The organism is Amorphoplanes digitatis, assembly GCF_014205335.1.
Taxonomy (GTDB): Bacteria; Actinomycetota; Actinomycetes; order Mycobacteriales; family Micromonosporaceae; genus Actinoplanes; species Actinoplanes digitatus.
Window position 1 is genome coordinate 1,099,779 of sequence record NZ_JACHNH010000001.1, and the last position, 26,504, is coordinate 1,126,282.

Here is a 26,504-nt window from a genome sequence, read left to right on the forward strand (position 1 = left end):
CATGGTGCTCCCCGGGTGTGACAGAAACCGGCGGCCGGGCGAAACATCCGCCGGGCGGGCCGACGACCGAGGCGGGAACCAAACAGACGTCAGCGGACACGGCGGGCACTTGCGCTTGACCGGACGGGCCATGGTGGTCTTCCAGTGACGTACGGCACATTGAGGGCTCGAAGGCAGGCATCGACGATGCCGAACGACAGGAGGCGCCGTGTCCGAGCACGTCGATCCCGTACGGCGCCTCGCCGGCGCGGTGGCGGCGCTGGCCGCGCTGGCCGCCGTCGTCCTCGCCGCGACCCCGGCGAGGGCGGCCGGCGCCGGCTACGTCCGCCTGGCGCACCTCTCGCCCGACACGCCCGCCGTCGACGTCTACCTCAAGTCCGACTCGGGAGCGGTCCGGGACCAGAAGTTCGACGGCGTCGCGTACGGCGCGATGTCCGACTACCTGCGCCTGCCCACCGGCATGTACTCGGTGGCGATGCGCCGGGCCGGCGCGGTCGCGAGCACCCCGCCGGTGCTGACCACGCAGGTGACGGTCACCGCCGGCGCCGCGTACACGGTCGCCGGGGTCGGCCGGTATGCCGACCTCGGCCTGCGCGTCCTCAAGGACGACCTCCGGTTGCCGGACGCCGGCGAGTCCAAGATCCGAATCATCCAGGCATCGGTGAAGGCGCCGGTCCTCGACGTCGGCGGCGCGAACGGCAAGACCATCGCGGACGCCGTCCAGTTCGCCACCACGACCGCGTACCGCGAGGTCAACCCCGGCAAATGGACGGTCCGGGTGACGCCGAGCGGTGGCGGCGAGACCAGCGACCTGCCGTGCACGCTCGGCGCCGGCAACGTCTATTCCCTGCTCGTCCTCGACGACAAGAGCGGCGGCCTGAAGCCCGAGCTGCACATCGACGCAGCCCGCCAGGGCACGGTGCCGCGCGGCGGCGTCGCCACCGGCGGTGGCGGCACCCGGCCGCGGTCCCCGCTGCCGGCCGCGCTGATCCTCGTGGGCCTCGCCGCGTCGCTCACCGGCGCGCTGTTCCTGGCGCTCCGGCGACACCCGCGCGAGGACGCGCTCCGGCGGCACCCGCGCGACGACTGACGCCGTACCCGATGGCCGCCGCAGACCCGGCCGGGCCGGAAGATGAGTCCGTGCCGGCCGGGACCGTCCATTCACCCGTACGCCGGGCGGCGCTGCGCGTCGCCCTCGCGATCGCGATCCCCCTGCTGGTGGGACTCGTCGTCGCCACGGAGGGACCGAACGCCGGCGGCACCGTTCGCTGGGGCGCCTCCGCGAGCCCGGCCCCGCCGGCCGCCGAGCCGACGTCCGCGGCGCCCGGCTCCGCGAGCCCGGCGACGGTGGCGCCCAACCCGTTCCGTACCGTTCCCCAGGATCTCAGCGGTCCGCCCACCCGGCTGCGGGTCAGGTCGATCGGCATCGACACCGCCCTGGAGACCCTGCGCCTCGGCACCGGCGGCGAGCTGCAGCCGCCCCGGGACTACGACCGGGCAGGCTGGTACGCCGACGGCACCGCACCGGGCGACCTCGGCCCTGCCGTCCTCGCCGGTCACGTCGACTCCAAGCGCGGCCCGGCGATCTTCTTCCGGCTCCGCGAGCTCCGGCCCGGCGACCGCATCGAGGTGGTCCGCGGCGGCCGTACGCTGAGCTTCACCGTCACCACGACGGCCTGGTACCCGAAGACCGCCTTTCCCTCCGAAAAGGTCTACGGCCCGACCCCCGACCGGCAGTTACGGCTGATCACCTGCGGCGGCGTCTTCGACCGGAGCCTGAGGTCCTACCGGGACAACCTGGTGGTCTACGCGGCGGCCGGGTGATCGGCGTTCCCCCGGCCGGGCGCCGGTGACTATCCTGGTCGGGAAGCGACGGGTGGAGGCTGATGGCGGTCAGGCGAATGCTCATCGCCGGTCGGTATCGTCTCCTCGAGCCGGTCGGCTCCGGCGGCATGGGCCGGGTCTGGCTCGCCCGCGACGAGATGCTGGACCGCGACGTCGCCGTCAAGGAGTTCGTTCCTCCGAACTGGATGACCGACGACGAGAAGGCCCGGCTCCGCACCCGTACGCTGCGCGAGGCCCGCAGCGCCGCCCGCCTCAACCACCCGCACGTGATCCGCATCTACGACGTCGTGCACGCCCGGGACCTGCCCTGGATCGTGATGGAGTACGTGCCGTCGCGCTCGCTCTACCAGGTGCTCGGCGAGGACGGCCCGTTCGCGCCGGCGGAGGCCGCCCGGATCGGCCTCGACGTGCTGGAGGCGATCACCGCCGCGCACCGGGCCGGCGTGCTGCACCGCGACGTGAAGCCGCACAACGTCCTGATCGGCCACGACGGCCGGGTGGTGCTCACCGACTTCGGCCTCGCCACGTTCGTCGACGACGGCTCGGTGACGGGCCCGGGCCTGGTCGTCGGCTCGCCGCAGTACGTCTCGCCGGAGCGCGCCCGCGACGGCGCCTCCACGGTGGAGTCCGACCTGTGGTCCTTCGGCGCGACCCTGTACGCGGCCGTCGAGGGGCGCTCGCCGTTCGCCCGCGACAACGCCATGGCGACGCTGATGGCGCTGGCCACGGAGGAGCCCGATCCGCCGCGCCTGGCCGGGCCGCTGGCGCCGGTGCTCACCGGCCTGCTGCGGCGCGAGCCGGTCGAGCGGCTGACCGCCCGCGAGGCGGAGATGCTGCTGCGCGTGGTCGTCGCGCAGGACGCCGTCGTGCTGGCCGCGCAGCCCACGAGCGGTCGTGTGGCCGTACCGTCGCCGCGGAGGCCGCCCGACGACGAGCCCGCGCGATCGTCTGCCTTGGCCCTGCCCGGACCCACCACCGAGCCGGAGGGTACGCACATCCCGGCGCAGCGCGGCGGACCGCCGCGGGTCCCGTCCCGTCCGCGGCGGCGACTCGCCGTCGCCGGGCTGGTCGCGCTTGTCATGCTCGCCGGTGGCGGCGTCGCCGCCGGGATGGCGCTGCGCGGCGACGCGGACCCCGGCCTCGCCCGCGGCGTCACGCCGAGCGTCGCGACGACCTCCGGCGCGGGCGGCGGCGCGGGCGGTTTCAGCCCGGTCAACTGCGAGAGTCCGGTCCGCGCCGAGCTGCCCACCACGCCCCTGGCGGGCGCGGCCAAGCTGCGCGGCGGATGGGCGCTCTACGACGGCTGGTCCTACTTCACCGACCCGTCCGGGTTCCACATCGCGGTTCCGGACGGCTGGACCTACGAGACCATCGGCACGACGATCTGTTTCCGCGACCCGGGCAGCGTCCGGATCCTCAGCGTCGATCCCGCGCGCAGCCCGCAGGGCGACCCGGTGCAGGCCTGCCGCAAGGAGGCGGCCCGGCTGCGGGCCGCGGGCGACCTGCCGGGCTACCGGCAGCTGCGGATCGACCGGGTGCCCGGCCTGGCCCGGGCGGCGGACTGGGAGTACACATACGACGGCAGTACCGGCGGGCGGATGCACGCGATGACCCGGTGGCGGGCGGCGAACGACGGCAAGGCGTACGCGATCGGCCTGATGACCCGCGAACTGGACTGGCCTGGCAATTTCGAGAAATGGGGCATGATCCAGAGCACGTTCTACACGGACGGCTGAATTATGGCTCAACCGATATGAGTCCATAGACGCTTCTCTCTGCAATGCTCGGCGTGGCCGTCGCTACACCCTCGGCGACGGCGCACCCACGAGCCCCGCGGAGGACCCCCGTGAGAGCAGTTCCCTTCATAGGCGCGACGGCCCTGGTCGCCGCGCTTTTCGCTGCCCCGGCGCAGGCGGCCCCGGCCGTCGCCCTGGCCGCGCCTGACATCCCGGTCGCGAGCGTGAAGGCCCACCTGACCCAGTTGCAGTCGATCGCCACGGCGAACGGCGGCAACCGCGCGCACGGCCGCCCCGGCTACCTCGCATCCGTCACCTACGTCAAGAATCTGCTCGACTCGGCCGGCTTCACGACGCAGCAGCAGTCGTTCACCTACAACGGCGCGACCGGCTACAACCTGATCGCCGACTGGCCGGGCGGCGACACGTCCGACACCCTGATGATCGGCGCGCACCTGGACAGCGTCACCGCCGGACCGGGTATCAACGACAACGGCTCCGGCTCGGCGGCCAACCTCGAGGTCGCGCTCCAGGTCGCCCGCTCGGGCTTCCAGCCCGACCGGCACCTGCGTTTCGGCTGGTGGGGCGCCGAGGAACTGGGCCTGCGCGGCTCGACCGCGTACGTGAACTCGCTGAGCTCGGCGCAGAAGGCGGCCATCACCGGCTACCTGAACTTCGACATGGTCGGATCCCCCAACCCCGGATATTTCCTGTACGACGGGGACAACTCGGATGGCACCGGCTCGGGCCCCGGCCCCACGGGTTCCGCCGAGATCGAGGACACGCTGGAGGCGTACTTCACGTCGATCGGCGTGCCGACCCGCGGCACCGACTTCGACGGCCGCAGCGACTACGGCCCGTTCATCGCGGCGGGCATCCCGGCCGGCGGCATCTTCACCGGCGCGGAGGGCCGCAAGACCGCGGCCCAGGTCACCCTCTGGGGCGGCACGGCCACCACGTTCGACCCGTGCTACCACGCGTCGTGCGACACCACGTCGAACATCAACGACACCGCGCTGGACCGCAACTCGGACGCCATCGCGTACGCGGTGTGGACCCTCGCCGAGGGCACCACCGAGCCGCCGCCCGGCACCACCGTCTACTCGGACACGTTCGAGACCGCGACCGGCTGGACCGTCAACGCCGGCGCGACCGACACCGCCACCGCCGGCCTGTTCGAGCGGGGCGACCCGGCCGCGACCAGCTCCGGCGTGGCGACCCAGCTCGGCACCACGGTGAGCGGCACCTTCGACCTGGTCACCGGCGCGACGGCCGGCGCCAGCGCCGGTGCGAACGACGTCGACGGCGGCGCGACGACCATCCGGTCGCCCGCGATCACGCTGCCCAGCGGCGGCGGCCTGAGCCTGAAGTTCTCCTGGTACCTGTCGCACCTGAACAACTCCAGCAGCGGCGACTACTTCCGGGTGCGCGTCATCTCCGGCACGACCACCACCACGGTGTTCAACCAGGCCGGCGCGGCCACCAACCGGGCGGCCGCCTGGCAGAGCGCGACCGTCGACCTCTCCGCGTACTCCGGGCAGTCGATCCGGCTGCAGGTGGAGACCGCCGACACCGGCACGGCCAGCCTCGTCGAGGCGGCCGTGGACAACGTCCTGATCACGCAGGGCTGACCGTCCGACGGGCGAGGGTACGGCTTCGGTCGTACCCTCGCTCGGGTTTCTCACAGCAGGTGTCCAGCGATCGCTGATATCTTTTGCGCATGATCGGCAGTATCCGGCCGGGCTCGGCCCGGCTTGCAGTCCTTGCGGAACCACCATGTTGATCCTGGTCGGTCTACTGCTCGTCATCCTGGTCACGGCGGTGACCGGCTATTTCGTGGCCCAGGAGTTCGGCTACGTCGCCGTCGACCGCAGCCGCCTGCGCCAGCAGGCCGAGCGCGGCGACAAGGCGTCTGCCCGCGCCCTGAAGGTCACCGAACGCCTCTCCTTCGTGCTGTCCGGCGCGCAGCTCGGCATCACCGTCACCGCGCTGATCGTCGGTTACGTCGCCCAGCCGTACCTCGGCGAGGGCATGGCCGACCTGTTCGGCCAGGCCGGCGTGCCCACCGCGGTCACCGGTCCGCTCTCGTTCGTGCTGGCGCTGCTCATCGCGACCGTCGTGCAGATGGTCCTCGGTGAGCTGGCGCCCAAGAACCTCGCGATCGTCCGCTCGGAGGCCCTGGCGAAGGCGCTCGGCCGGTCGACCCTGTTCTACCTGGCCGTCTTCGGGCCGATCATCAAGCTCTTCGACAAGGCGGCGGCCGGGCTGCTGCGCCGGATCGGCATCGAGCCGATCGAGGAGCTGCCCGAGGGCGCCACCGAGGAGGACCTCGAGCAGATCATCGCCGAGTCCCGGGCCGGGGGACACCTCGACCCGGAGCTGTCGGCGCTGCTCGACCGCGGCCTCGACTTCCGCCGCCGGACGGCGTCCGAGGTGATGGTCCCGCGAGTGGACGTGGTCACGGTCCGCGCCACCGACCCGGCGTCGCGGGTCGTCGCGCTGCTGGACACCGGCCGGTCGCGTTTCCCGGTACGCGCGGGCACCGGCGTCGACGAGATCATCGGCGTGGTCGGCATCACGGACGTGCTACCGGTGCCGCCGGCCGCGCGCCCGACGGTCCAGGCCGAGACGCTGATGGCCCCGCCGCTCTTCGTACCGGCCTCGCTGCGGCTGCCGGCCGTGCTGGACCGGCTGCGCGGCGACCACCGCCAGCTCGCCTGCGTCGTCGACGAATTCGGGGGCTTCGCCGGCATCATCACCCTCGAGGACATCGCGGAGGAGCTGGTCGGGCCGATCCGCGACGAGGACGACCTGCCCGAGCCGTCCCCCGCCCGCCAGGACGACGGCTCGTGGATCGTGCCGGCCCGCTGGCGCATCGACGAGGTCACCGACGCGACCGGCGTCGAGTTGCCGGAAAGCTCCGAATACGACACCGTGTCGGGTTTGGTGATGTCCGAGCTCGGCCGGGTGCCGCAGGTCGGCGACTCTGTGCTGCTGGCCTCCGGCGCGGCGCTGGCCGTGCTCTCGGTGAAACGGCACGTGCCCGGCTCCGTACGCCTCACCGGGGGATCTCGATGAGCACGACCTGGGCCGTGACCCTCTCCCTGCTCCTGCTCGCCGGGAACGCGTTCTTCGTCGCCGCCGAGTTCGCTCTGGTCGCGAGCAAACGCTACCGGCTCGAACACGCCGCGGCCGAGGGCAGCCGCGCCGCCCGCGCGGCCCTCGAAGGCAGCCGCGAGCTGTCCCTGATGCTGGCCGGCGCCCAGCTCGGCATCACCCTGTGCTCGCTGGGCCTGGGCGCCCTCGCCGAGCCGGCCATCGAGCACCTGGTGCACCCGCTGCTGCACACGCTCGGCCTGCCGGACGTGCCGAGCGAGATCATCGCGTTCCTCTTCGCGCTGACCATCGTGACGTTCCTGCACCTGGTGATCGGCGAGATGATGCCCAAGTCGTGGGCGATCACCGACCCGGAACGCTCGGCGACGCTGCTGGCCCTGCCGTTCCGCGGCTACGTCCGGCTGGTCCGCCCGGCGCTGCTCGGCCTGAACGTCCTGGCGAACGCGGCCCTGAAGCCGTTCGGCGTGCACCCGCAGGACCAGCTGGCCCAGGCGCACGGCCCGCAGGAGATGCACATCCTGCTGGAACGTTCCCGGGCGGAGGGCCTGATCGGCGCGGAGCAGACGGAGCTGCTGACCAGCATGCTCAAGCTCCAGGAGACCAAGGTCGCCGACGTCCTGATCCCCGACGACCAACTGGTCACGGTGGCGCCGCAGGCGGCGGCCCTGGACATCGAGGCGGCGTCGCTGAGCAGCGGCCGCTCCCGCCTGGCGGTGGTCTCGGAGACGTCGGGCGAGGTGGTCGGCGTGGTCCACGTCCGCGACGCCGTCCGCGTCACGACCGCCGGCCGGGACGCGACGGCCGCTGACCTGATGGACCCGCCGTTCCTCCTCGACGCGCTGGTGACGGTGACCGACGCGGTGACACAGATGCGCGCGGCCCGCGTCCAGCTGGCGATAGTGGTCCGCGGGAGCGACCGCGTCGGCTTCGTCGCGCTGGAGGACCTGCTGGAGCAGGTGATCGGCGAGTTCGACGACGAGACGGATCCGGTGCCGGTCGGCCGGCGCATGCGCTGAGAGGCAGTCGATTGGTCTTCAAAAGAGTCCTCCGGGCGTTCGGGGTGGGCGGCCCCACGGTGGACACGGTGCTGCCCGACCCCACCGGCCGCCCAGGCGGAAGACTCACCGGAGAGGTCCGGATCGCCGGCGGCGACTACGACGTGGTGATCGACAACATCGTGCTGAGCCTGGTCACGAGGGTCGAGGCCGGGGACGGCGACGCCCTGCTCGAATTCCACCGCGCGTCCGTCGCCGGCAACTTCACGCTGGCCGCCGGCGAGCGGGAGGACATCGCCTTCCAGCTCTCGGTGCCGTGGGAGACGCCGGTGACCCACCTGCAAGGCAGGCGGCTCGCGGGGATGACCATGGGCGTGCGCACCGAACTGTCGGTGGCCAAGGCCGTGGACCAGGGCGACCTCGACGAGGTCGAGATCCATCCGCTGCCGGTACAGGAACAGATCCTGGCGGCCTTCGACCGCCTCGGCTTCCGACTACGGCACGCCGATCTCGAACGCGGCGGCATTTATGGCGTACGCCAGGAGCTGCCGTTCTATCAGGAAATCGAATTCGCCGCCCCACCGGAGTACGCGAAGTCGATGGACGAAGTGGAAGTGACCTTCGTAGCCGATGCAACGGGCACCGAGGTGATCCTCGAGTTCGACAAGCGCGGCGGCCTGCTGGCGGAGGGCCGTGACACCTACGCCCGGTACCGCGTGGAACACACCGACGCGCAGACCGCCGACTGGACATCATCGGTGCAGAAGTGGATTCACCAGGCGGTCACGTCACACTCCGCCAGCCCCTGAGGCACTCCCGTCGCACTCCGTCAGTTCCGAATGCGGCCGCATCGCATTTCGCCAGTTCCTGAGGCGGTCCGGTCGCGCTCCGTCGGCGCTGCCGCGTCCGGGGATGGACCCGGTTGGTCAGCTGACGCTGGCCGTGGCGAGCTTGATGCCGAACCCGACGAACACCGCGCCGATGCCGGCGGAGGCGCCCGCGGCGAGGCGGCGCCGCCGCCGGAACTGTCCCGCGAGGAACTGCCCGCCGAAGATCAACGCGGTCAGGTAGAGCACGCTGAACACCTGTAGCACCGCGCCGAGGATCAGGAACGACAGCGCGGGATGCGCGTATCCGGGCTCCACGAACTGGATGAAGAACGAGACCACGAACAGAATGGCCTTCGGATTGAGCAGGCTGACGACCAGCGCACGCCGGAAGGGCCGCCGCATCCCAGCCGGGACGCCCGCTCCACTCGCCGGGTCACTCGCCATGCCGGCCGGACCGTTCGCTCCCATGCCGGCCGGACTGTTCGCCGCCATGCCGTTCGTCGCTACGCCGGCCGGGCCGGTGATCTCGCCGGTGGGACCGCTCGCCGCCCGGGCGGCCGGTTCCGCGCCGCGGTTGCGCAGCTTGCGCCAGCCGCTCCGGATGATGCCGAAACCGACCCAGGCGAGGTAGGCCGCGCCCGCGTACTTGATGACCATGAACACCGGGGGATATGTCCGGAGCAGCGACGCGACGCCGGCGGCCGCGAGCACCATGAGAACGGTGTCGCCGACGAACACCCCAGCGGCGGCCCGATAGCCCATCCGCACCCCGCGCTGCGCGCCAACGGTCAGCACGAAGATCGAGTTAGGCCCGGGCAGCAGCACGATCGCCACGGTGCCCAGCACGTATGTCCAGAAGTCGGTGATTCCCAGCACCACCCCATCCTGTGCGTAACGGCCGCCGACCCGGGATTGGTCGTGCGGACAGAAACCTGTGGCCTTGCCCACCGCACGGCTCCACCGTTCCGACCCGGTCCCGCAACCCGGAGCAGCTGACCGCGCAGCTGCTCAGCCTGCTCGCCGCGTCCGGCGAGCGGGCCACGCCGCCGTCGAGGTGCGCGATCCGCCGCACGAGGTCCACGCCATCGCCCGAGCGTGCCGCCGTGACGGCCCTGGCCCCCGGCCCCGGGCCCCCGGCCCCGGGCCCCCGGCCGCTGGCCCCCGGCCGGGATTCCGCCCGGCCGACCGCCGCGAGCCGGGCTGACGGGCTGGGATTCCGGGTGGTCAGCTCGCTGGGAGCTGGGAGCTGGGAGCTGGGAGCTGGGAGCCGGGAGCCGGGCCGGGGTTCCGGGTGGTCAGGCTGCCGCGAGCTGGGCTGACGGGCCGGGTTGCGGGTGATCAGGCTGCCGCGAGCCGGGCGCGGAGCCGCTCGGCCGCCGCCGGCCATTCGTCGACCGTCATCGCGAAGATCACCGTGTCCCGCCACGTGCCGTCCGGTCGCAGCCGGTGTCGCCGGATCATCCCGTCCCGGCTGGCGCCCAGCCGGGCGATCGCCCGCTGTGACCGCTCGTTGCGTATGTCCGTGTACCAGAACACCCGCTCGGCCTCCAGCACCTCGAACGCCCGCTCGAGCAGCAACAGCTTCGCCTCCGTGTTCACGCCGGTGCGCCACCACCGCCGTCCCAGGATGGTGTGGCCGATGCCGACGGCCCGGTTCGCCACGTCGATGTCGTGATAGCTCGTCATGCCCATCACCTCGCCGGTCTCCGGGTCACACTGCGCCCAGGCGACCCGCTCGCCCGCCCACTGCCCTCGGGCCGCGGCGGTGATGTGCTCGGCCATCTCCGCGGAACTCCGCGGGCGCAGGCTGGGCAGGAACCGCCACACCTCGTCGTCCCCGGTCGCTGCCAACAGCCCGTCCGCATGACCGGGCGCGAGCGGCTCCAGCGAGACGTGCCGGCCACGCATCGGCGCGGCGGTGTGCCACGGCGACGCCGGCCCCGGCAGGTAGGCGGGCGGCGGCGCGGTAACTCCCGCGTCCGGCTCGGGCGGTCCGGCCACCCGGCGGATGGGCAGCACGCCCGCCCAGCACGGCAGCGTCAGATCCTCGGGATCCTCCGCGACGCCACCCGTGCGTGCCCGCACGGAGACCTCCACCAGCGGCAGCGCCAGCACACTGGTCGTCGCCAGCTCGCGATTCGTCGGCGGCCGGGTCTCGGCCTCACGGCCACGGCCCACCTTCTCCACCAGGGCGACCATCGCCGCGCGCTTCTCCGCGTCGCCGGTCACCGGCCGAGCCCGGCCGTGCGCCACCAGGGACCGGTAGTTGGCGCTGTGGTGGAACTGCGACCGGGCGTAGACGATGCCGTCGAGCAGCGTCACCGACACCGCGACCGGAATGCCGTCCGCGCGCGCATCGAGGCCGAGCCGCCCGCCGGTAGAGGCGTGCACGTAGAGGGTGTCCCCGACCCTGACGTGCAGCGTCGGCAGCACGCGTGGCTCCCCGTCCACCACGAACGCCACCGAACAGTCATACGCCTCGTCGAGGATGGCGTGCGCCGCCTCGCGGTCGTATCGCATGCGGTCGCGGCTGCGGGTCGCCGTGGTGCGGGCGGTGGGCTGGTAGAGGTCGGTCACGGGTCCCTCCTTGCCAACAAGTCTGTGCTAGTACAGAATCAATCCTGTGTCAGGACAGTATCAGGTCACCGGTTCCTCTGCCGCCTCGATTTCCGCGAGCATCGAGGCGGGCGTCCGCGCGGGCGACTGGGTGTGGGGCGAGCGACTGCCGCCGATCCGGGTGCTCGCCTTCGAGCTGCACGTCAGCCCGGCCACGGTGTCGAAGGCCTATCAGGAGCTCCGCCAGCGCGGGATCGTCGAGTCCGTCGGCCGCAGCGGCACCCGTGTCCGCACCCGGCCGGCGGTCGCCAGCCCGCGCTCCGCGCTGCGTCTGCCGGTGCCGGCGGGCGCGCTCGACCTGTCGGCCGGCGACCCCGACACCCGGCTGCTGCCGGGTCTCGCTCCGCATCTCCGCGCGGTCTCCGACGAGGTCGGCCCACCCATGGGGTACGCGGCCGCCGGAGCCATGCCGGAGCTCATCGATGCGGCCCGGCCCCGCCTCGCGGCCGACGGCGTGCCCGTCGAGGGCGCCGCCATCACGGTGACAAGCGGCACGCTCGATGCGATCGAGCGGCTGCTCTCGGCGCATCTGCGCGCGGGTGACTCGGTGGCGGTCGAGGATCCGGGCTGGGCCAACCTGCTCGATCTTCTCGGGGCGCTCGACATCACCGCGGTGCCGGTCGCGGTCGACGACGAGGGCCCGCTGCCCGACCGGCTCGCCGCCGCCCTGGCCAAGGGCGTGCGCGCGGTCGTGGTCACCGCCCGCGCGCAGAATCCCACCGGTGCCGCCATCAGCGCCCAGCGCGCCGCCGAACTGCGGGCGGTTCTCGCCGACAGTCCCGACGTCCTGCTCATCGAGGACGACCATGCCGCGGAGCTGTCAGGCGTGCCGCTGCACAGCCTCGGCGGGGCGACGACGTCGTGGGCGTTCGTCCGTTCGGCGTCCAAGCCGTTCGGACCCGATCTGCGCATCGCGGTGCTGGCGGGCGACGAGGTGACGATCGCCCGCGTGGTCGGCCGCATGCGGATCGGCACCGGCTGGGTGTCCACGGTGCTGCAACGTCTGCTGCTCCGGCTGTGGCGCGACGAGGACGTCGCGGCCCGGATCGCCGCGGCGGGCGAGAGTTACGACCGCCGTCGTCTCGCGCTGCGCGACGCCCTCGCGGCGCGGGGCGTGCGCGCGCACGGCACCACGGGCATCAACCTTTGGGTAAGGGTCGAGGACGAGACCCGCATGGTCACTGCCCTGCGCGACGCGGGATACGCGGTGGCGCCCGGCTCCCTGTTCCGCGTCGAGGCGCCGCCCGGCATCCGGATGACGGTGAGCCAGATCGACGACGATTCCATCGAGGGCCTCGCCGACGACGTGGCGGCCGCGGCCTACCCGGCGACCGTGCCCGCCCCGTCGCGATGACCTCGACGATCGGCGCGGACCGGCACCACCGCGCGCCGTGCGGCGAGTGGTGGCGCCGGTCCCAGCCGTCAGAAGTCGTCGTCGAAGCTCACGGTGCCGGTGACGCCGACCTGATAGGCCGACACCCGGCGCTCGAAGAAGTTCGACAGCTCCTGCACGTCCTGGAGCTCCATGAAGGCGAACGGGTTCGGCGAGCCGTAAAGCGGCGCGATGCCGAGCTGGATGAGCCGGCGGTCCGCCACATGCTGCAGATAGGTGCGCATGTCGGTCAGCGACATGCCCGAGACGCCCTGCTCCAGCAGGTCCGCCGCGAACTGCACCTCGCACTCGACGGCCTCGGCCAGCATGTCGCGGACCTGCCGTTCCATCTTGTCGTCGAACAGGTCCGGCTCCTCGGCACGCACCTGCTCCACCACGTCGAAGGCGAACGCCATGTGCATCGACTCGTCGCGGAACACCCAGTTGGTCCCGGACGCGAGCCCGTGCAGCAACCCCCGCGAGCGCAGGTAGTAGACGTAGGCGAAGGCGCCGTAGAAGAACAGCCCCTCGATGCAGGCGGCGAAGCAGATCACGTTGAGCAGGAACGCACGCCGGTCGTCCTTGGTCCGCAGCTCGCGCAGGTCGAAGACCGAGTCGATCCAGCGGAAGCAGAAGTCCGCCTTGCGCGCGATCGACGGGATGTTCTCCACCGCGTCGAAGGCGGCCGCCCGCTCGGTCTCGTCCGGCACATAGGTGTCCAGCAGATTCAGATAGAACTGGACGTGCACCGCCTCCTCGAAGAGCTGCCGGGAGAGATACAGCCGCCCCTCGGGGGAGTTGATGTGCTGATAGAGGTTGAGCACCAGGTTGTTGGCGACGATGGTGTCGCCCGTGGCGAAGAAGGCGACCAGCCGGCTGACCAGGTGCTGCTCGGCGGCCGACAGCTCGGCGAGGTCGGCGAGGTCGGAGTGCAGGTCGACCTCCTCGACCGTCCAGGTGTTCTTGATCGCGTCCTTGAATCGGTCGAAGAAGTGCGGATACTTCATCGGCCGCAGGGTCAGGTCCATTCCAGGATCAAGCAGCATCTACTGACACGCCTCACACGACTCGGGGTTCTCGAGGGAGCAGGCCAGGGCGTCCTCGTCCGCGACCGGCGCGGGGAGCACCACCGCCGGGAGCGTCGGCGCCGCGGCCGGCGCGGCGGAGACCGTGGCCTGCTGGATGCGCGTCGCGGGCCGCGAGCGCAGGTAGTACGTGGTCTTCAACCCGGCTTTCCAGGCGTAGAGGTACATCGACGAGACCTTGCCGATGGTGGGAGCGCTCATGAAGAGGTTCAGCGACTGCGACTGGTCGATGTAGGGGGACCGGGCCGCGGCCAGATCAATGAGCGCCTTCTGCGGCAGCTCCCACGCGGTCCGGAAGAGCTCCCGGATCTCCGCCGGCAGCGTCTCGACGCCCTGCACCGAGCCCTCGGCACGCTTGATCTGCTCGCGCACCGCCGACGTCCAGAGGCCGCGCGCCTTCAGCTCGCGTACCAGATAGGTGTTGATCTGAAGGAACTCGCCGCTCAGGGTCTCGCGCTTGAAAAGGTTGCTGACCTGCGGTTCGATGCACTCGTAGCAGCCGGCGATGGAGGCGATCGTCGCCGTCGGCGCGATCGCGATCAGCAGCGAATTGCGCAGGCCGGTGTCCGCGATCCGCGCGCGCACCGCCGCCCACCGGGCAGACTGCGTGGGGGTCACGCCCCACAGATCCGGTTGCAGGTCACCGCGGGCGGCCCTGGTCTCCGGGTACGCGGGGTGCGTGCCGAAGCGTTCGGCGAGCGACGCCGAGGTCTCCAGGGCGGTCAGATAGATCTCCTCCGAGACCCGGGTCGAGAGCTCCCGGGCGGCGGCGGAGTCGAACGGCAGCCCCAGCGCGAAGAACGCGTCCTGGAGGCCCATCAGGCCGAGCCCGACCGGGCGCCACCGCGGGTTGCTCGCCGCCGCCTGCTCGCTCGGGTAGTAGTTGATGTCGATGACCCGGTCCAGGAACACGACGGCGGTCCGCGCGGTCTCGCGCAGCTTCGCCCAGTCGACGTCGTCGCCGGTCAGGTGGGCGCCGAGGTTGATCGAGCCGAGGTTGCAGACCGCCGTCTCGTCGTCGGCGCTGACCTCGAGGATCTCGGTGCACAGGTTCGACAGGTGGATGGTGTTGCCCGGGTGGCCGGTCTGGTTGCTCAGCCGGTTCGAGGGGTCCTTGAAGGTCATCCAGCCGTTGCCGGTCTGTGCCAGCGTGCGCATCATCCGGCCATACAGGTCGCGCGCCTTGACGGTCTTGACCGCCTTGCTCTCCGCGATCCGGTACGCGGCCTCGAACTCCTCGCCGTAGAGGTCCGGCAGCTCGGGGGCGTCGGACGGGTCGATCAGCGACCAGTCCTCATCGGCCTCGACCCGGCGCATGAACTCGTCCGGGATCCAGTTGGCCAGGTTCAGGTTGTGCGTGCGCCGGGCGTCCTCGCCCGTGTTGTCCCGCAGCTCGAGGAATTCCTCGATGTCCGGGTGCCACGGCTCCAGGTAGACGCAGGCCGCGCCCTTGCGCCGGCCGCCCTGGTTGACCGCCGCGACGCTGGCGTCGAGCGTGCGCAGGAACGGCACGATGCCGTTGGACCGGCCGTTCGTGCCGCGGATCAGCGCCCCCCGGCCACGCACCCGAGACCAGGAGATGCCGATGCCGCCGGCGAACTTCGACAGCCGCGCCACCTGCTGATAGCGCTCGTAGATCGAATCAAGCTCGTCCTTCGGCGAGTCCACGAGGAAGCACGACGACATCTGGGTGTGCCGGGTGCCCGAGTTGAACAACGTCGGCGAGCTCGGCAGGTAGGCGAGCGACGACATGAGCCGGTAGAACGCGATCGCCTCACCCGCGCTGGTCGACAGTCCGCAGGCGACCCGCAGCAGCCAGTACTGCGGCGTCTCCACGACCAGCCGCGTCCGCGGATGCCGCAGCAGATAGCGGTCGGCGACCGTACGCAGGCCGAAGTACTCGAACCGCAGGTCACCGGCCGGGTCGACGGCGTCGTCGAGCTTGCGGGCGTTCCTCGCCACGAACGCGGCCGTGTCGTCCCCGATCAGCCCCTCCGCGTGACCGCGGGCGATGGACTGGCTGAAGCTCGCGATGCCCTGACCGCGGACCTCCTTGTCGACGAACGCCGCGAGCAGCCGGGCCGCCAGCCGCGAGTACTGCGGCTCCTCGCCGATCAGCTCCGCCGCCGTCTGGATCGACAGCCGGTCGAGCTCGGCGGTGGTAGCGCCGTCGTAGAGACCACTGATGGTCTTGGTCGCCACCCGCAGCGGGTCGACCTCGTCCAGGTCGGCGACCCACCGCTCCACCGCCTTAACGATCTTGTTGACGTCGACCGACTCCGCGTCACCGTTGCGCTTGCGCACCTGCATCGCATGCCTGCGCTGCTCCGGTACGGCGGGATCGGACGCAGTCTGCTCCTGCGTGACCGTCATGAACTCTCTCTCCTCGCGAGCCCGTTCCGAAGTGGTCTCCGGGCGCGCAGGAGGACGCCGGTGGACGCGGCTGTACGCGTACACCTGAAGGGCGTCGGCCGTCCCACGCGGCCTCGGACCGCCGCACGCGGAGCGTGCGGCGCGCTGGCAGGTCTTCGGACTCGCGGGCCTGACCGGTCTTCGGTCTCCTACTGGCCGTCGCTTCCCAGGCCGGGGCCCAGTGCTGATGACGGCGGTCGTTCCCACTCACCGCTGCGGGGCAGTTCCGGTCTTCCACCGGATTCCCTCTTGCCTCGGCCGTCCTGGAGAGACGGCCGAACCAGCTGCGGGCAACACCATATCTAGGTGCGACTCGAAACGCGCAACCCCACATGTCGTGTCGGCGTGTCGGATCATGCTCGTTCGGGTGAGGCCCCGCGCGGGGACGGGACGGCAAGGGGTAGAACCTCTGCATGGCAATGACGCAAGCCCCGCCCGGGGCTCAGGGGTTCATTCCCGCCGATGCGCACGACCTCGACGAACTCAAGGCCGCCGCGCCCGGCTGCCGCGGCTGCGAACTGCACGAGAACGCCACCCAGGTGGTCTTCGGTCGCGGCGCCGCACATGCCCGGCTGGTGCTGGTCGGCGAGCAGCCCGGCGACATCGAGGACCAGAAGGGCCTGCCCTTCGTCGGCCCGGCCGGCCGGCTGCTGCGCGACGCGGTCGGCGACGCCGGCATCGACCCGTCGGTGATCTACCTGACCAACACCGTGAAACACTTCCGCTTCGAACTGCGCGGCCGGCGGCGCATCCATCAGACGCCCGGCCCGGCGCACATCGCCGCCTGCCGGCCCTGGCTGGTCGCCGAATTCTCGCTGCTCGAGCCGGACCTGATCGTGGCGCTCGGCGCGACAGCGGCCAAGGCCCTCTTCGGACCCTCGTTCCGCGTCACGAGATCACGCGGCGAACTGCTGCCGTGGCCGGCGGCGGCGCAGCGCCCGCAGGACTTCCCGGCGGCCGAGGCCCGGGCGCTCGCGACGATCCATCCGTCGGCGGTGCTGCGGGCCGACGACCGGGACGCTGCCTACCAGGGCCTGGTCGACGACCTCAAGGTCGCGGCGGCGACCCTGGCCTGATCTCGGCGCATCGATGTAGATAGTGATGTGCGTCTCAGTGTTGCGCGCGGCGGGGTCGCCTACGGGCCGCGGGTACTCTTTTGCCCGTGCGGTTGACGGATTTCTGGGGGCGCCTCGAGCAGGCGTTCGGCCCCGCATATGCGAGGAGCCTGGCCAGCGATCAGAGTTTCTCGGCGCTACAGGGCCGCACGATCGACCAATCCATCGCTCAGGGTGTGGACACCGCTACCATCTGGCGCGCGGTGGTGGCCGAGTACCCCGATCGGGTGCCTTCGCGCCTGCACTGACCCGTCTTTCGTACGTTTGTTCTGGCGTGTCACTCGATAGTCGTACACGTGTTCGGCTATCGTCCTCAGCGGCGTGGTCATCCGCAGCTCACGACCCGGCGGTCGTTTTCTGTCAGACCCAACGTCTAGCGTGACCCGCGTGGTGAACAGAAACGCTTCGGCGAAGACGCCTGGGAAGTCGAGTACAGGGGTGGCGGACATGGTGGCAGGACCTGATCGGGACAAGGCGCTAGACCTTGCTCTCGCGCAGATCGACAAGCAGTTCGGCAAGGGCTCGGTGATGCGCCTCGGGGAGCGGCCGGTCACACAGATGGCCATCATCCCCACCGGCTCCATTGCCCTCGACATCGCGCTCGGCGTCGGCGGTCTGCCGCGCGGCCGGGTCATCGAGATCTACGGACCGGAGTCCAGCGGTAAGACGACGGTCGCCCTGCACGCGGTGGCCAACGCCCAGCGCAACGGCGGCATCGCGGCCTTCATCGACGCGGAGCACGCGCTCGACCCCGACTACGCCCAGGCACTCGGCGTCGACACCGACGCCCTGCTGGTTTCCCAGCCGGACACCGGCGAGCAGGCGCTCGAGATCGCGGACATGCTGATCCGCTCCGGCGCGCTCGACATCATCGTCATCGACTCGGTGGCGGCCCTCGTGCCGCGCGCCGAGATCGAGGGCGAGATGGGCGACAGCCACGTGGGTCTGCAGGCCCGCCTGATGAGCCAGGCCCTGCGAAAGATCACCGGCATCCTGAACAACTCCGGCACGACCGCGATCTTCATCAACCAGCTCCGCGAGAAGATCGGCGTCATGTTCGGCTCGCCCGAGACGACGACGGGCGGCCGCGCGCTGAAGTTCTACTCGTCGGTGCGCCTCGACGTGCGCCGCATCGAAAGCCTCAAGGACGGCACCGACATCGTGGGCAACCGCACCCGCGTCAAGGTCGTGAAGAACAAGGTCGCGGCGCCGTTCAAGCAGGCCGAGTTCGACATCATGTACGGCAAGGGCATCTCCCGCGAGGGCTCGCTGATCGACGTCGGCGTCGAGCAGAGCATCGTCCGCAAGTCCGGCGCCTGGTACACGTACGACGGTGACCAGCTGGGCCAGGGCAAGGAGAAGGCGCGCGAGTTCCTGAAGGAGAACCCGGACGTCGCCGCCGAGATCGAGAAGAAGATCCTGGAGAAGCTCGGCGTGGGCCAGACCACCGGTGACGCCGCCGGCGGTCCGGACCTGCCCCCGGTCGACTTCTGACCGATGCAACCTCCGACGACGAGGCGATCCGACGCACCCAGCCCACCCGGGCCGGGTGACCCCTCACCGCCGCCACACCAACCCGGCGGCGGCCGAGACCCCGCACAATTCCACGGGCCAAAACGGTCGAGAGCTTCCGTCCCAAGAGCCCGGGCTGCTACTTCACGGCCGGCCCGGGCTGCTACTTCACGGCCGGCCGGGGTTGTTGCTTCACGGCTGGCCCGGCCAGCTGCTTCACGGCTGGCCCGGGCTGCCGCCCCGATCGTCCCGGCGAGGGGCTGAGCCCGGGTGGCTGGACGACGCGGCGCGCGGTCAGGGCGGGGCTGGGATGCGATCCCGCCCCGGCCCACAGAAGAGGACCCCTCTGGTGGCGAGCTCCGGCCCGACGACCCGGAACGCGGCAACGTGACGGGCCGTCGCCGCCGGAGCTCGCCGGGCGGACCGCCCTACAACACCCGCGATACGGCGCGCGGCGACCGCGCTTTCGGAAGCAGCGGAACCCGACCGATGTCGGGCGCAGCCTCCGACAGCAACGCAAGCCGGTCCGACCTGGCCGACGACGACCTGTTCTTCGACCCCAGCCATCCCGATCGCAGCCTCGGCGCGCTCGACGGCCATCCGCCCGCTGGTGGCCGGTTTGGCGGCGGCTACTCGCCTGAGGGCGGCCGCTCTGGTGGCGGTGACGCGCCCGCTGGTGGTAGCCGGTCTAGTGGCGGTGATCCGCTTGGTGGCGGCCGCTCTGGTGGCGGTGATTCGCTTGGTGGTGGCCGGTCCGGCGGTGGCTACCCGCTCGGCGGTGACGCGCAGCGCGGGGGAGGGCCGGGCCGCGCTCGTCGTGGCCGGGCCGCGGAGCGGCCGCCCGAGCCGCCGCGCAGCGAGTCCGAGACCGCGCGCGAGATCTGCCTGCGCCAGTTGGCGGTGCGCCCCCGCACCCGGGCCGAACTAGCCAAGACCCTGGCCCGCAAGGAGATCTCCGACGAGGTGATCGCCGAGGTCCTCGACCGTTACGACGAGGTCGGCATCATCGACGACGCCGCGTTCGCCCGGATGTGGGTGTCGACCCGTCATCAGGGGCGGGGCCTGGCCCGCCGGGCGCTGGCCAACGAGCTACGCCTGCACGGGGTGGAAGCCGAGGTGGCCACGGAGGCCCTGGAGACCTTGGACGACGACGCCGAGGCCACCACGGCCCGCGCCCTGGTCGACCGCAAGCTGCGGTCCGCGCGAGGCACCCCCGACCAGGTATTCCGCCGACTGGTAGGAATGCTGGCCCGCAAGGGCTACCCGGCCGGCGTGGCGATCCGAGCGGTAAAGGACGCCCTGGCGGCCCGCGACGCCGAGGCGGCCGAGTTCGCCGATCAGATCGACCCCGACGCCCTGGCAGACGAAGCCGCCGACCCACTCTCCTGATCGCACGCAAGCCCGACCGAGCCCGCAAGCCGAGCGCGGACCAGGGCTTTGGCCCGGGTCCGAGTGTGGGTCGTGTGCGTCCTCAGGCTGGGTGCTGGTCTGGGTTTGGGTGTGGGTCGTGTGCGTCCTCGGGCTGGGTGCTGGTCTGGGTTTGGGTGTGGGTCGTGTGCGTCCTCAGGCTGGGTGCTGGTCTGGGTTTGGATGTGAGTTGCGTGCGCTCTCGGGCTGGGCGCTTGCACGAGTTGGGCGCTGGTATGCCACGCGCTCAACGGTTGATGTCGCTCTTACATTTCGACCAACCGCCGGGTCCAAATCGCCAGGTGGCTCCGATGTCGACCCGAGAACCTGCCGCTTGGCGGGTTCAGGTCGGCTTCGCACCGCAAGCCTTTAGGGAATATGGCCGATCGAAACCCGCAACATCGTGGAGTCGACCCGATACCGGCCGTTGACCCCGTCGGTGTTGGTGGTCATCGCACATGGCCTGGTTCTTCGGCTGAGTGCGGCGAAGCGTAATTCTTCGGCTCGGTGCGGCTGGGCGCGATTCTTTCGGTGCGGTGCGGTGCGGTGCGGTGCGGTGCGGTGCGGTGCGGTGCGGTGCGGTGCGGTGCGGTGCGGTGCGGTGCGGTGCGGTGCGGTGCGGTGCGGTGCGGTGCGGTGCGGTGCGGTGCGGTGCGGTGCGGGCGAACGTTGTCCTGCGGGTTGGAGGTGCCCGAGGTGGCATTCGGCCGGTGTGAGTGCCGGACGAGGTTCGGATGGTGGGCGGGATCTGCGGAGGTGAACGATCGCCCAATTCGGCCATATGTGTCGTGAAGGTGCCCGGTCCACTGCGACCCCGTTCGAGTGCGGCCAGAAATCTCGCTTTTGTGCGTCCTATCGAGACGAACATCGAGGCCGTCCGAACTGTCCAGCCGTCGCGCTGCGGTTGATATTTCGGTCTCGCGATAAGTGTTCGCTGAGATGTTGGATTCGCTTTCCCTGTTGGGGTTGTGATGGCATCGCGTGACCTGCTTGCTGTCCTCCCGGGCAATGTTCCTCGCTTCGCATCGTCGGTACAGGGGCGCTGACGAGGCCAGATGCGTTGGTGTTCGGCTCGATCGACTCGGGTGACACCTGTACGACAGCGGACCCGTGGTCCCCTCCCGGGCTGCGGGTCCATTGTCGCCGGTGGATCTCGCAGGGCGTCGCCAATGGCCTCGGACTGGTAATCTGCTGCGTGGTGACAGACGACTTCCACCCAGCTCGGCGCGATGGTGGCTCCCTCCACGAGAGCCCCGACGCGACGGCTCAGGTCGTCCCGCAGGTCGCGCCCGGCGGTTCGCCCGAGGGCGCCGTTTCGCCACCGCACTCCGGCGACGAAATCCCTGGTCAGCATTCTGTCCCGCCGGACAGCCAGGCCCTGTCCGGTCCAAGGGAGGGCCATGTGCACGCGGCGCCCTCCGGGTATCCACCGGAAGAGCGCCAAGACGGAACTCCCGCACCGATGCCCGACGATCCGGCAGACGTCACTGCCAATCTGAGAGTGTCGATGGATATTCGGAGGCCTGGCGAGGAAGACCCGACCGCGCCGGTCAATCACCCGCCGGTCAATCACCCGCCGGTCAATCACCCGCCGGTTGGGCAGCCGCCGGTCGCTCACTCGCCGATCGCTCACTCGCCAGTCGCCCACCCGCCGGTCACTGCGCCCTACGGCGGATCCGTACCTCCAAGCGGCCCGACCATCGGGCCCGCGCCGACGTCTCTGGCCGTGCCGACATCCGGGCCTGCACCGACCTACGAGCCAGCGCCGGCGACCGGCCCGGCGGGCGTGACGGGTCCGGCGATTGGCCCGGCGGGCGTGACGGCTCCGGTCACTGGCCCGGCGGGCGTGACGGCTCCGGTCACTGGCCCGGCGGGCGTGACGGCTCCCATCGCTGGTCAGGCAGCCGAATTCTCCCCGACAGGTAGTCCAGCGGGGGACGCAGTGCCGACGACCGACCCCGCGACCGCCACCCCGCACTACGGCCCGCGGTTCGCCGCCGCCGAGAACCAGCCCTCTCCGAACCTCACCGGCGACAACGCCGGGAGCAATCAGCAATACGGCTACGGCCCGTTCCACCGCGGCCCGCGACAGCCGACCGAACCCCATCCGACTACTGGCGGGGGTCCGGCACACAGTGCGGCCCCAGCCTCGGGTGGCGGCCCGGCGCATGGTCCGAATCCGACTTCGGCCGGGGATCTGGCTCACGGTGCGACCCCGACTTCGGGAGTGGTTCCGGGATACGGTGCGGCCCGGGCCTCGGGTAGCGGTCCGGCATACGGCCCGTTCCACCGAGGCCCGCAACAGCCGAACGAACCCCACCCGACTTCGGGTGGCGGCCCGGCACATGATGCGGCCCCGACTTCGGGTGGCGGCCCGGCTTACGGTGCGGCCCCGACTTCGGGTGGCGGCCCGGCTTACGGTGCGGCCCCGACTTCGGGTGGCGGCCCGGCATATGGTGCGGCCCCGACTTCGGGTGGCGGCCCGGCTTACGGTGCGGCCCCGACTTCGGGTGGCGGCCCGGCATATGGTGCGGCCCCGACTTCGGGTGGCGGCCCGGCTTACGGTGCGGCCCCGACTTCGGGTGGCGGCCCGGCATATGGTGCGGCCCCGACCTCGGGTGGTGGTCCGGCTTACGGGGAGGACTACAGCGCCTCAAGCCCGCCGAGCTGGTCCGGCGCAGATCCGGTCTCAGGCAGTGGCCCATCAGACCCCTACGGTTTCTCGGTGGCGCCGGCGTTCGGCAGTGGCCCGCGTATCGAGCCCACCCCGAAGCAGCCCCGCGGCCGCTTCGTGCTCCCAGCCCTCGCCGGCCTCGCGGTCGGCCTGCTTGTCTTCGGCACCGGCGGCTGGTTCCTCGGCCGGTCGACCGCCGGCGGTCGTGAGCCGGCCGGCGCCGGTGCCCCGGCGGCGACCGCCGGCGCCGCACCGGCCCTGGGGCCGTACGAGCAGAATCAGATCGCCATCAACCAGCCGAAGCTGTCCGGCGGCCTGGCTCCCCTCGCACAGGGCTGGCTTCCTCACCTCTCCGGCTGTCTCCGCAGCGGCGACCCGGACGGCCCCACGGTCAACAAGGCCGAGAAGGCCCGGGTCCGCTGCGAGATGGACGCCATGAGCGTCATCTTCGTGGAGTACGCCACCACCGCCGACCGGGACAAGGCGCGCGTCGAGACGCTCGGGCAGAACGTCGATGCCCGCGAGCTCACCCCAGGGGTCGGCCCCGCCGTGGAGCGGGCGACTCCATCCGGGCGGACGAACGGCAACTACGTGGAGTTCGCCTACCAAGCGTCGGGCAAGACCGTCAGCGGCATCTGGTGGGACGACAGCTCCACCCCCATAGCCGCCTACCTGCTGGCGTTCTGGAAGGAAGGCAGCGGGGAGAAATGGGAACCCATGCGTGACATCTGGGCCCGCTACGCCTGAATTGCCCCCCAACGTACTTGAGCAGGGCGTGAGCGGGTCTGTGCCAAGCGTCCCGTCCTCTGCCGAATCATGAGTCCTTGACCGAACCGGCACTCGCGACCTAGCCTCGCGTTACACAAGGTTTGCTCGACCATCGCAGGCTAAGCGCACAATATAGATCGCATCACATTACGGCATCACTTACGGCGTGGGGCGCCATCGATGCCTCCTCCGCCCGCAGACCGCGCGGGCGGTGGCCAGACATGCCCGGCGGTCGGTCCTCGACGCTGAGATAGGCGCCGTTGGCTGAACATGCCCGCGCTCAGCCGCCTTTGGTCGGGCATCCCTACACAGCCGGCGCAGCCATGCGCCGCAGCGAGGGGAGACGCGGCGAGATGACCACGAGCGTGATCTGGGTGCTCGTGATGGCGGTCGTCGTCCTCGCAGCCTTCGTGGTGGTCGGACTGGTGCTCGGCGCTCGCGCGCTGCGTCAACTCCAGGAGAGCAAGACCGCCGACCGGGACCGTCGTGAGCAGACCGTCGACGATGCCATGGCCAAGGTCGACGACGCGAACGCCAAGGCCGCATCCGTACGGGCGGAGGCCGCCGCCGCCAAGGCCGAGGCGACCGCGGCGCGGGCCGAGGCACGCCGGGTCCTCGAGGACGCGCACGGCGAGGCCGACACGATCCTCGAGCACGCACACCGCCAGGCCGAGTCCGACGCGGAGCAGGTGCGTACCGCCGCCCGGCGCAGCGGCGAGCGCGAGGTCGCCCTGCTGAACGCCACGGCCAAGGAACAGGCCGCCGAGGTCGAGCGGCGCGCCGCCCGGATCGACGAGCGGGAGCGGTTGCACGCCGACGAGGTCGAGCGGCTCGTCGAGCGGGAGCGGCGGCTCGTCGCGATGGACACCGATCTGTCGGCCCGCGAGGCCGCGCTGACCGTCCGGGAGTCCGCGCTCACCGGCGCCGAGGAGGCTCGCCGCCGCGAGCTCGAGCGGGTCGCCGGGCTGACCGCGGACGCGGCCCGGGTCGAGCTGATCGAGAACATCGAGAACCAGGCGAAGCGCGAGGCGGCGATCCTGGTGCGCGACATCGAGAGCGAGGCGAAGCACACCGCCGACACCCGGGCCCGGCACATCGTCGTCGACGCGATCCAGCGCATCGCCAGCGAACAGACCGCGGAGAGCGTGGTCAGCGTCCTGCACCTGCCGAGCGACGAGATGAAGGGCCGGATCATCGGCCGCGAGGGCCGCAACATCCGGGCGTTCGAATCGACGACCGGGGTCAATCTGATCATCGATGACACCCCCGAGGCGGTCCTTCTCTCCTGCTTCGATCCGGTACGCCGTGAGGTGGGCCGGCTGACGCTGGAGAAGCTGGTGCTGGACGGCCGGATCCATCCGCACCGCATCGAGGAGGTCTTCGACAGCGCCAAGAACGAGGTCGAGCGGCTCTGCGAGCGCGCGGCCGAGGAGGCGCTCGTCGACGTCGGCATCACCGACATCCACCCCGAGCTGGCGACGCTGCTCGGGCGGCTGCGGTACCGCACCAGCTACGGCCAGAACGTGCTCAAGCACCTGGTCGAGACGGCGCACATCGCCGGCATCATGGCCGCCGAGCTGCGCCTCGACGTTCCGACGATCAAGCGGTCGGCGTTCCTGCACGACATCGGCAAGGCACTGACCCACGAGGTCGAGGGCAGCCATGCGCTGATCGGGGCGGACCTGGCCCGCAAGTACGGCGAGTCCGAGGACGTCGTGCACGCGATCGAGGCGCACCACAACGAGGTGCCGCCGCAGACGATCGAGGCGGTGCTGACGCAGGCCTCGGACGCGTGCTCCGGCGGCCGGCCGGGCGCGCGGCGGGAGAGCCTGGAGGCGTACGTGAAGCGCCTCGAGCGGATCGAGGAGATCGCCGCCGGGAAGGTCGGCGTCGACAAGGTCTTCGCGATGCAGGCGGGCCGCGAGATCCGGGTGATGGTGCGGCCGGAGGACGTGGACGACATCGGCGCGGCTGTTCTGGCCCGGGATGTGGCGAAGCAGATCGAGGAGGAGCTGACCTATCCGGGTCAGATCCGGGTTACGGTCGTCCGGGAGTCGCGGGTCACCGAGCTGGCGCGCTGACGCCGGACGCGTAGGCGCCCGGCGTCAGCAACGAAACCGCTAGTCGCCGATGGGCTCGACGGCGCCGACCGGTACCGGGTCGGCGGACTTCGGGGCCTTGCCCTTGCGCCGGGTGCGGCGCTCCAGCCAGCCGGCGAAGGCCGTCAGTGACGCGTTCACGGCGATGTAGATGATCGCCGCGACGATGGCGGCCGCGACGATGTTGCCGAAGTTCGCCGCCAGGTTGTTCACGCTCTGGAGCAGCTCCGCGTAGCCGATGATGTAGCCGAGCGCCGTGTCCTTCACCAGGACGACCAGCTGGCTGACGATCACCGGGAGCATCGCCCGGGCCGCCTGCGGCATCAGGATCTCCTGCATCACCTGGCTCTTGCGCAAGCCGATCGCGTAGCCGGCCTCGCTCTGCCCGCGCGGCACCGACTTGATGCCGGCGCGGAACGCCTCCGCCAGCACCGAACCGTTGTAGAGCGTGAGGCCGGCGACCACGGCCCAGAACGGCGGCATCGGCGACTCGGTGATGAACGGGACGCCGTAGAAGATGAAGAACATCAGCAGCAGCAGCGGTACGGCGCGGAAGAACTCCACGACCATGCCGGACGGCACGCTGAGCCACCGGTGGTCGGAGAGCCGCCCGACCGAGAAGACCAGGCCGAAGATCAGCGAGAGCACCATCGCGACGGCGGCGGCGCTCACCGTCTTCCAGAGGCCGGGCAGCAGGTAGTCCGTCCAGGTCGACGACTCGGTGAACGGCTCCCACAGCGCCGCCGCCCACTGACCCTTCTCGTCGAACTTCAGGTAGACCCAGTACAGCAGCGCCAGCAGGGCGATGCCGAACACCACGGTCAGGATCCCGTTGCGGATCTTCGCCCTTGGCCCCGGGTGGTCGTACAGGACGGCGTCGGTGCTCATGCCATCGCCTCCGCTAGCGCTCCGGCGATGTCA

The 26,504-nt window shown here is 71.1% G+C and carries 18 protein-coding genes, 1 pseudogene and 1 riboswitch; of the genes and pseudogenes, 14 read left to right on the forward strand and 5 right to left on the reverse strand.

Annotation, left to right across the window (positions count from 1 at the left end; all coding sequences use genetic code 11):
- Positions 1-208 precede the first annotated feature (208 nt).
- The 7 genes from BJ971_RS05105 (at position 209) to BJ971_RS05135 (ending at position 8,502) form a co-directional block, all read left to right on the forward strand.
- Positions 209-1,090 carry a DUF4397 domain-containing protein gene (locus tag BJ971_RS05105; protein WP_184990276.1) on the forward strand — a complete coding sequence of 294 codons (882 nt, stop codon included), beginning with the start codon at positions 209-211 and terminating at the stop codon, positions 1,088-1,090.
- 50 nt (positions 1,091-1,140) lie between these two features.
- Positions 1,141-1,824, forward strand: a complete 684-nt coding sequence (locus tag BJ971_RS05110) for a class F sortase (protein WP_239087553.1) — start codon at positions 1,141-1,143, stop codon at positions 1,822-1,824.
- Positions 1,825-1,886: 62 nt separating this feature from the next.
- The gene (locus BJ971_RS05115) at positions 1,887-3,581 is read left to right on the forward strand and encodes a serine/threonine-protein kinase (RefSeq protein WP_184990279.1); all 1,695 of its coding nucleotides are present in this window, start codon (positions 1,887-1,889) and stop codon (positions 3,579-3,581) included.
- Between the two features lie 44 nt (positions 3,582-3,625).
- Positions 3,626-5,212, forward strand: a complete 1,587-nt coding sequence (locus BJ971_RS05120) for a M28 family peptidase (protein ID WP_184990281.1) — start codon at positions 3,626-3,628, stop codon at positions 5,210-5,212.
- A 145-nt stretch (positions 5,213-5,357) separates the two neighbouring features.
- Positions 5,358-6,659 (forward strand): hemolysin family protein, encoded by a 1,302-nt coding sequence (locus tag BJ971_RS05125; RefSeq protein WP_184990283.1) that lies wholly within the window; start codon positions 5,358-5,360, stop codon positions 6,657-6,659.
- Positions 6,656-7,714, forward strand: a complete 1,059-nt coding sequence (locus BJ971_RS05130) for a hemolysin family protein (protein ID WP_184990285.1) — start codon at positions 6,656-6,658, stop codon at positions 7,712-7,714. The genes BJ971_RS05125 and BJ971_RS05130 overlap by 4 nt, the downstream gene beginning before the upstream one ends.
- Positions 7,715-7,725: 11 nt before the next feature.
- Positions 7,726-8,502, forward strand: a complete 777-nt coding sequence (locus tag BJ971_RS05135) for a sporulation protein (protein WP_184990287.1) — start codon at positions 7,726-7,728, stop codon at positions 8,500-8,502.
- Between the two features lie 117 nt (positions 8,503-8,619).
- On the opposite strand, the gene leuE is transcribed toward BJ971_RS05135, so the two are convergent.
- A complete protein-coding gene (gene leuE / locus BJ971_RS05140) occupies positions 8,620-9,399 on the reverse strand; it encodes a leucine efflux protein LeuE (RefSeq protein WP_184990289.1) in 780 nt (259 codons plus the stop codon).
- A gap of 462 nt (positions 9,400-9,861) precedes the next feature.
- On the reverse strand, positions 9,862-11,100 hold the full coding sequence (locus BJ971_RS05145; protein ID WP_239087555.1) for a bifunctional pyridoxamine 5'-phosphate oxidase family protein/GNAT family N-acetyltransferase: 1,239 nt from the start codon (positions 11,098-11,100) through the stop codon (positions 9,862-9,864).
- A 46-nt stretch (positions 11,101-11,146) separates the two neighbouring features.
- On the opposite strand from BJ971_RS05145, the gene BJ971_RS05150 reads away from it, so the two are divergent.
- Positions 11,147-12,493, forward strand: coding sequence for an aminotransferase class I/II-fold pyridoxal phosphate-dependent enzyme (locus tag BJ971_RS05150; RefSeq protein WP_184990291.1), 1,347 nt, complete (start codon positions 11,147-11,149; stop codon positions 12,491-12,493).
- Between the two features lie 68 nt (positions 12,494-12,561).
- Here the strand turns inward: BJ971_RS05150 and BJ971_RS05155 are convergent, their stop codons facing one another.
- The gene (locus BJ971_RS05155; protein WP_184990293.1) at positions 12,562-13,557 is read right to left on the reverse strand and encodes a ribonucleotide-diphosphate reductase subunit beta; all 996 of its coding nucleotides are present in this window, start codon (positions 13,555-13,557) and stop codon (positions 12,562-12,564) included.
- Positions 13,558-15,969 carry a ribonucleoside-diphosphate reductase subunit alpha gene (locus BJ971_RS05160; RefSeq protein ID WP_184990295.1) on the reverse strand — a complete coding sequence of 804 codons (2,412 nt, stop codon included), beginning with the start codon at positions 15,967-15,969 and terminating at the stop codon, positions 13,558-13,560. It abuts the gene before it with no gap.
- Positions 15,970-16,098: 129 nt separating this feature from the next.
- Positions 16,099-16,308, reverse strand: a riboswitch (cobalamin riboswitch).
- 113 nt (positions 16,309-16,421) lie between these two features.
- Between BJ971_RS05160 and BJ971_RS05165 the strand changes: the two genes are divergently transcribed.
- The 6 genes and pseudogenes from BJ971_RS05165 to rny all read left to right on the forward strand — a co-directional run bounded on the left by BJ971_RS05165 (position 16,422) and on the right by rny (position 25,565).
- Positions 16,422-17,084 carry a UdgX family uracil-DNA binding protein gene (locus BJ971_RS05165; protein WP_184990297.1) on the forward strand — a complete coding sequence of 221 codons (663 nt, stop codon included), beginning with the start codon at positions 16,422-16,424 and terminating at the stop codon, positions 17,082-17,084.
- 86 nt (positions 17,085-17,170) lie between these two features.
- Positions 17,171-17,371 (forward strand): DUF3046 domain-containing protein, encoded by a 201-nt coding sequence (locus tag BJ971_RS05170; RefSeq protein ID WP_184990299.1) that lies wholly within the window; start codon positions 17,171-17,173, stop codon positions 17,369-17,371.
- 199 nt (positions 17,372-17,570) lie between these two features.
- Entirely contained in the window at positions 17,571-18,617 is a 1,047-nt protein-coding gene (gene recA / locus BJ971_RS05175) for a recombinase RecA (RefSeq protein ID WP_184990301.1), read from the forward strand.
- Between the two features lie 876 nt (positions 18,618-19,493).
- Positions 19,494-20,024 (forward strand): annotated as a pseudogene (locus tag BJ971_RS42600) (regulatory protein RecX); the annotation flags it as partial.
- 2,743 nt (positions 20,025-22,767) lie between these two features.
- Entirely contained in the window at positions 22,768-23,463 is a 696-nt protein-coding gene (locus tag BJ971_RS05185; RefSeq protein ID WP_184990303.1) for a hypothetical protein, read from the forward strand.
- Positions 23,464-23,837: 374 nt separating this feature from the next.
- A complete protein-coding gene (gene rny, locus BJ971_RS05190; RefSeq protein WP_184990305.1) occupies positions 23,838-25,565 on the forward strand; it encodes a ribonuclease Y in 1,728 nt (575 codons plus the stop codon).
- A gap of 39 nt (positions 25,566-25,604) precedes the next feature.
- Here the strand turns inward: rny and BJ971_RS05195 are convergent, their stop codons facing one another.
- The gene (locus BJ971_RS05195; protein WP_184990306.1) at positions 25,605-26,471 is read right to left on the reverse strand and encodes an amino acid ABC transporter permease; all 867 of its coding nucleotides are present in this window, start codon (positions 26,469-26,471) and stop codon (positions 25,605-25,607) included.
- Positions 26,472-26,504: the final 33 nt, after the last annotated feature.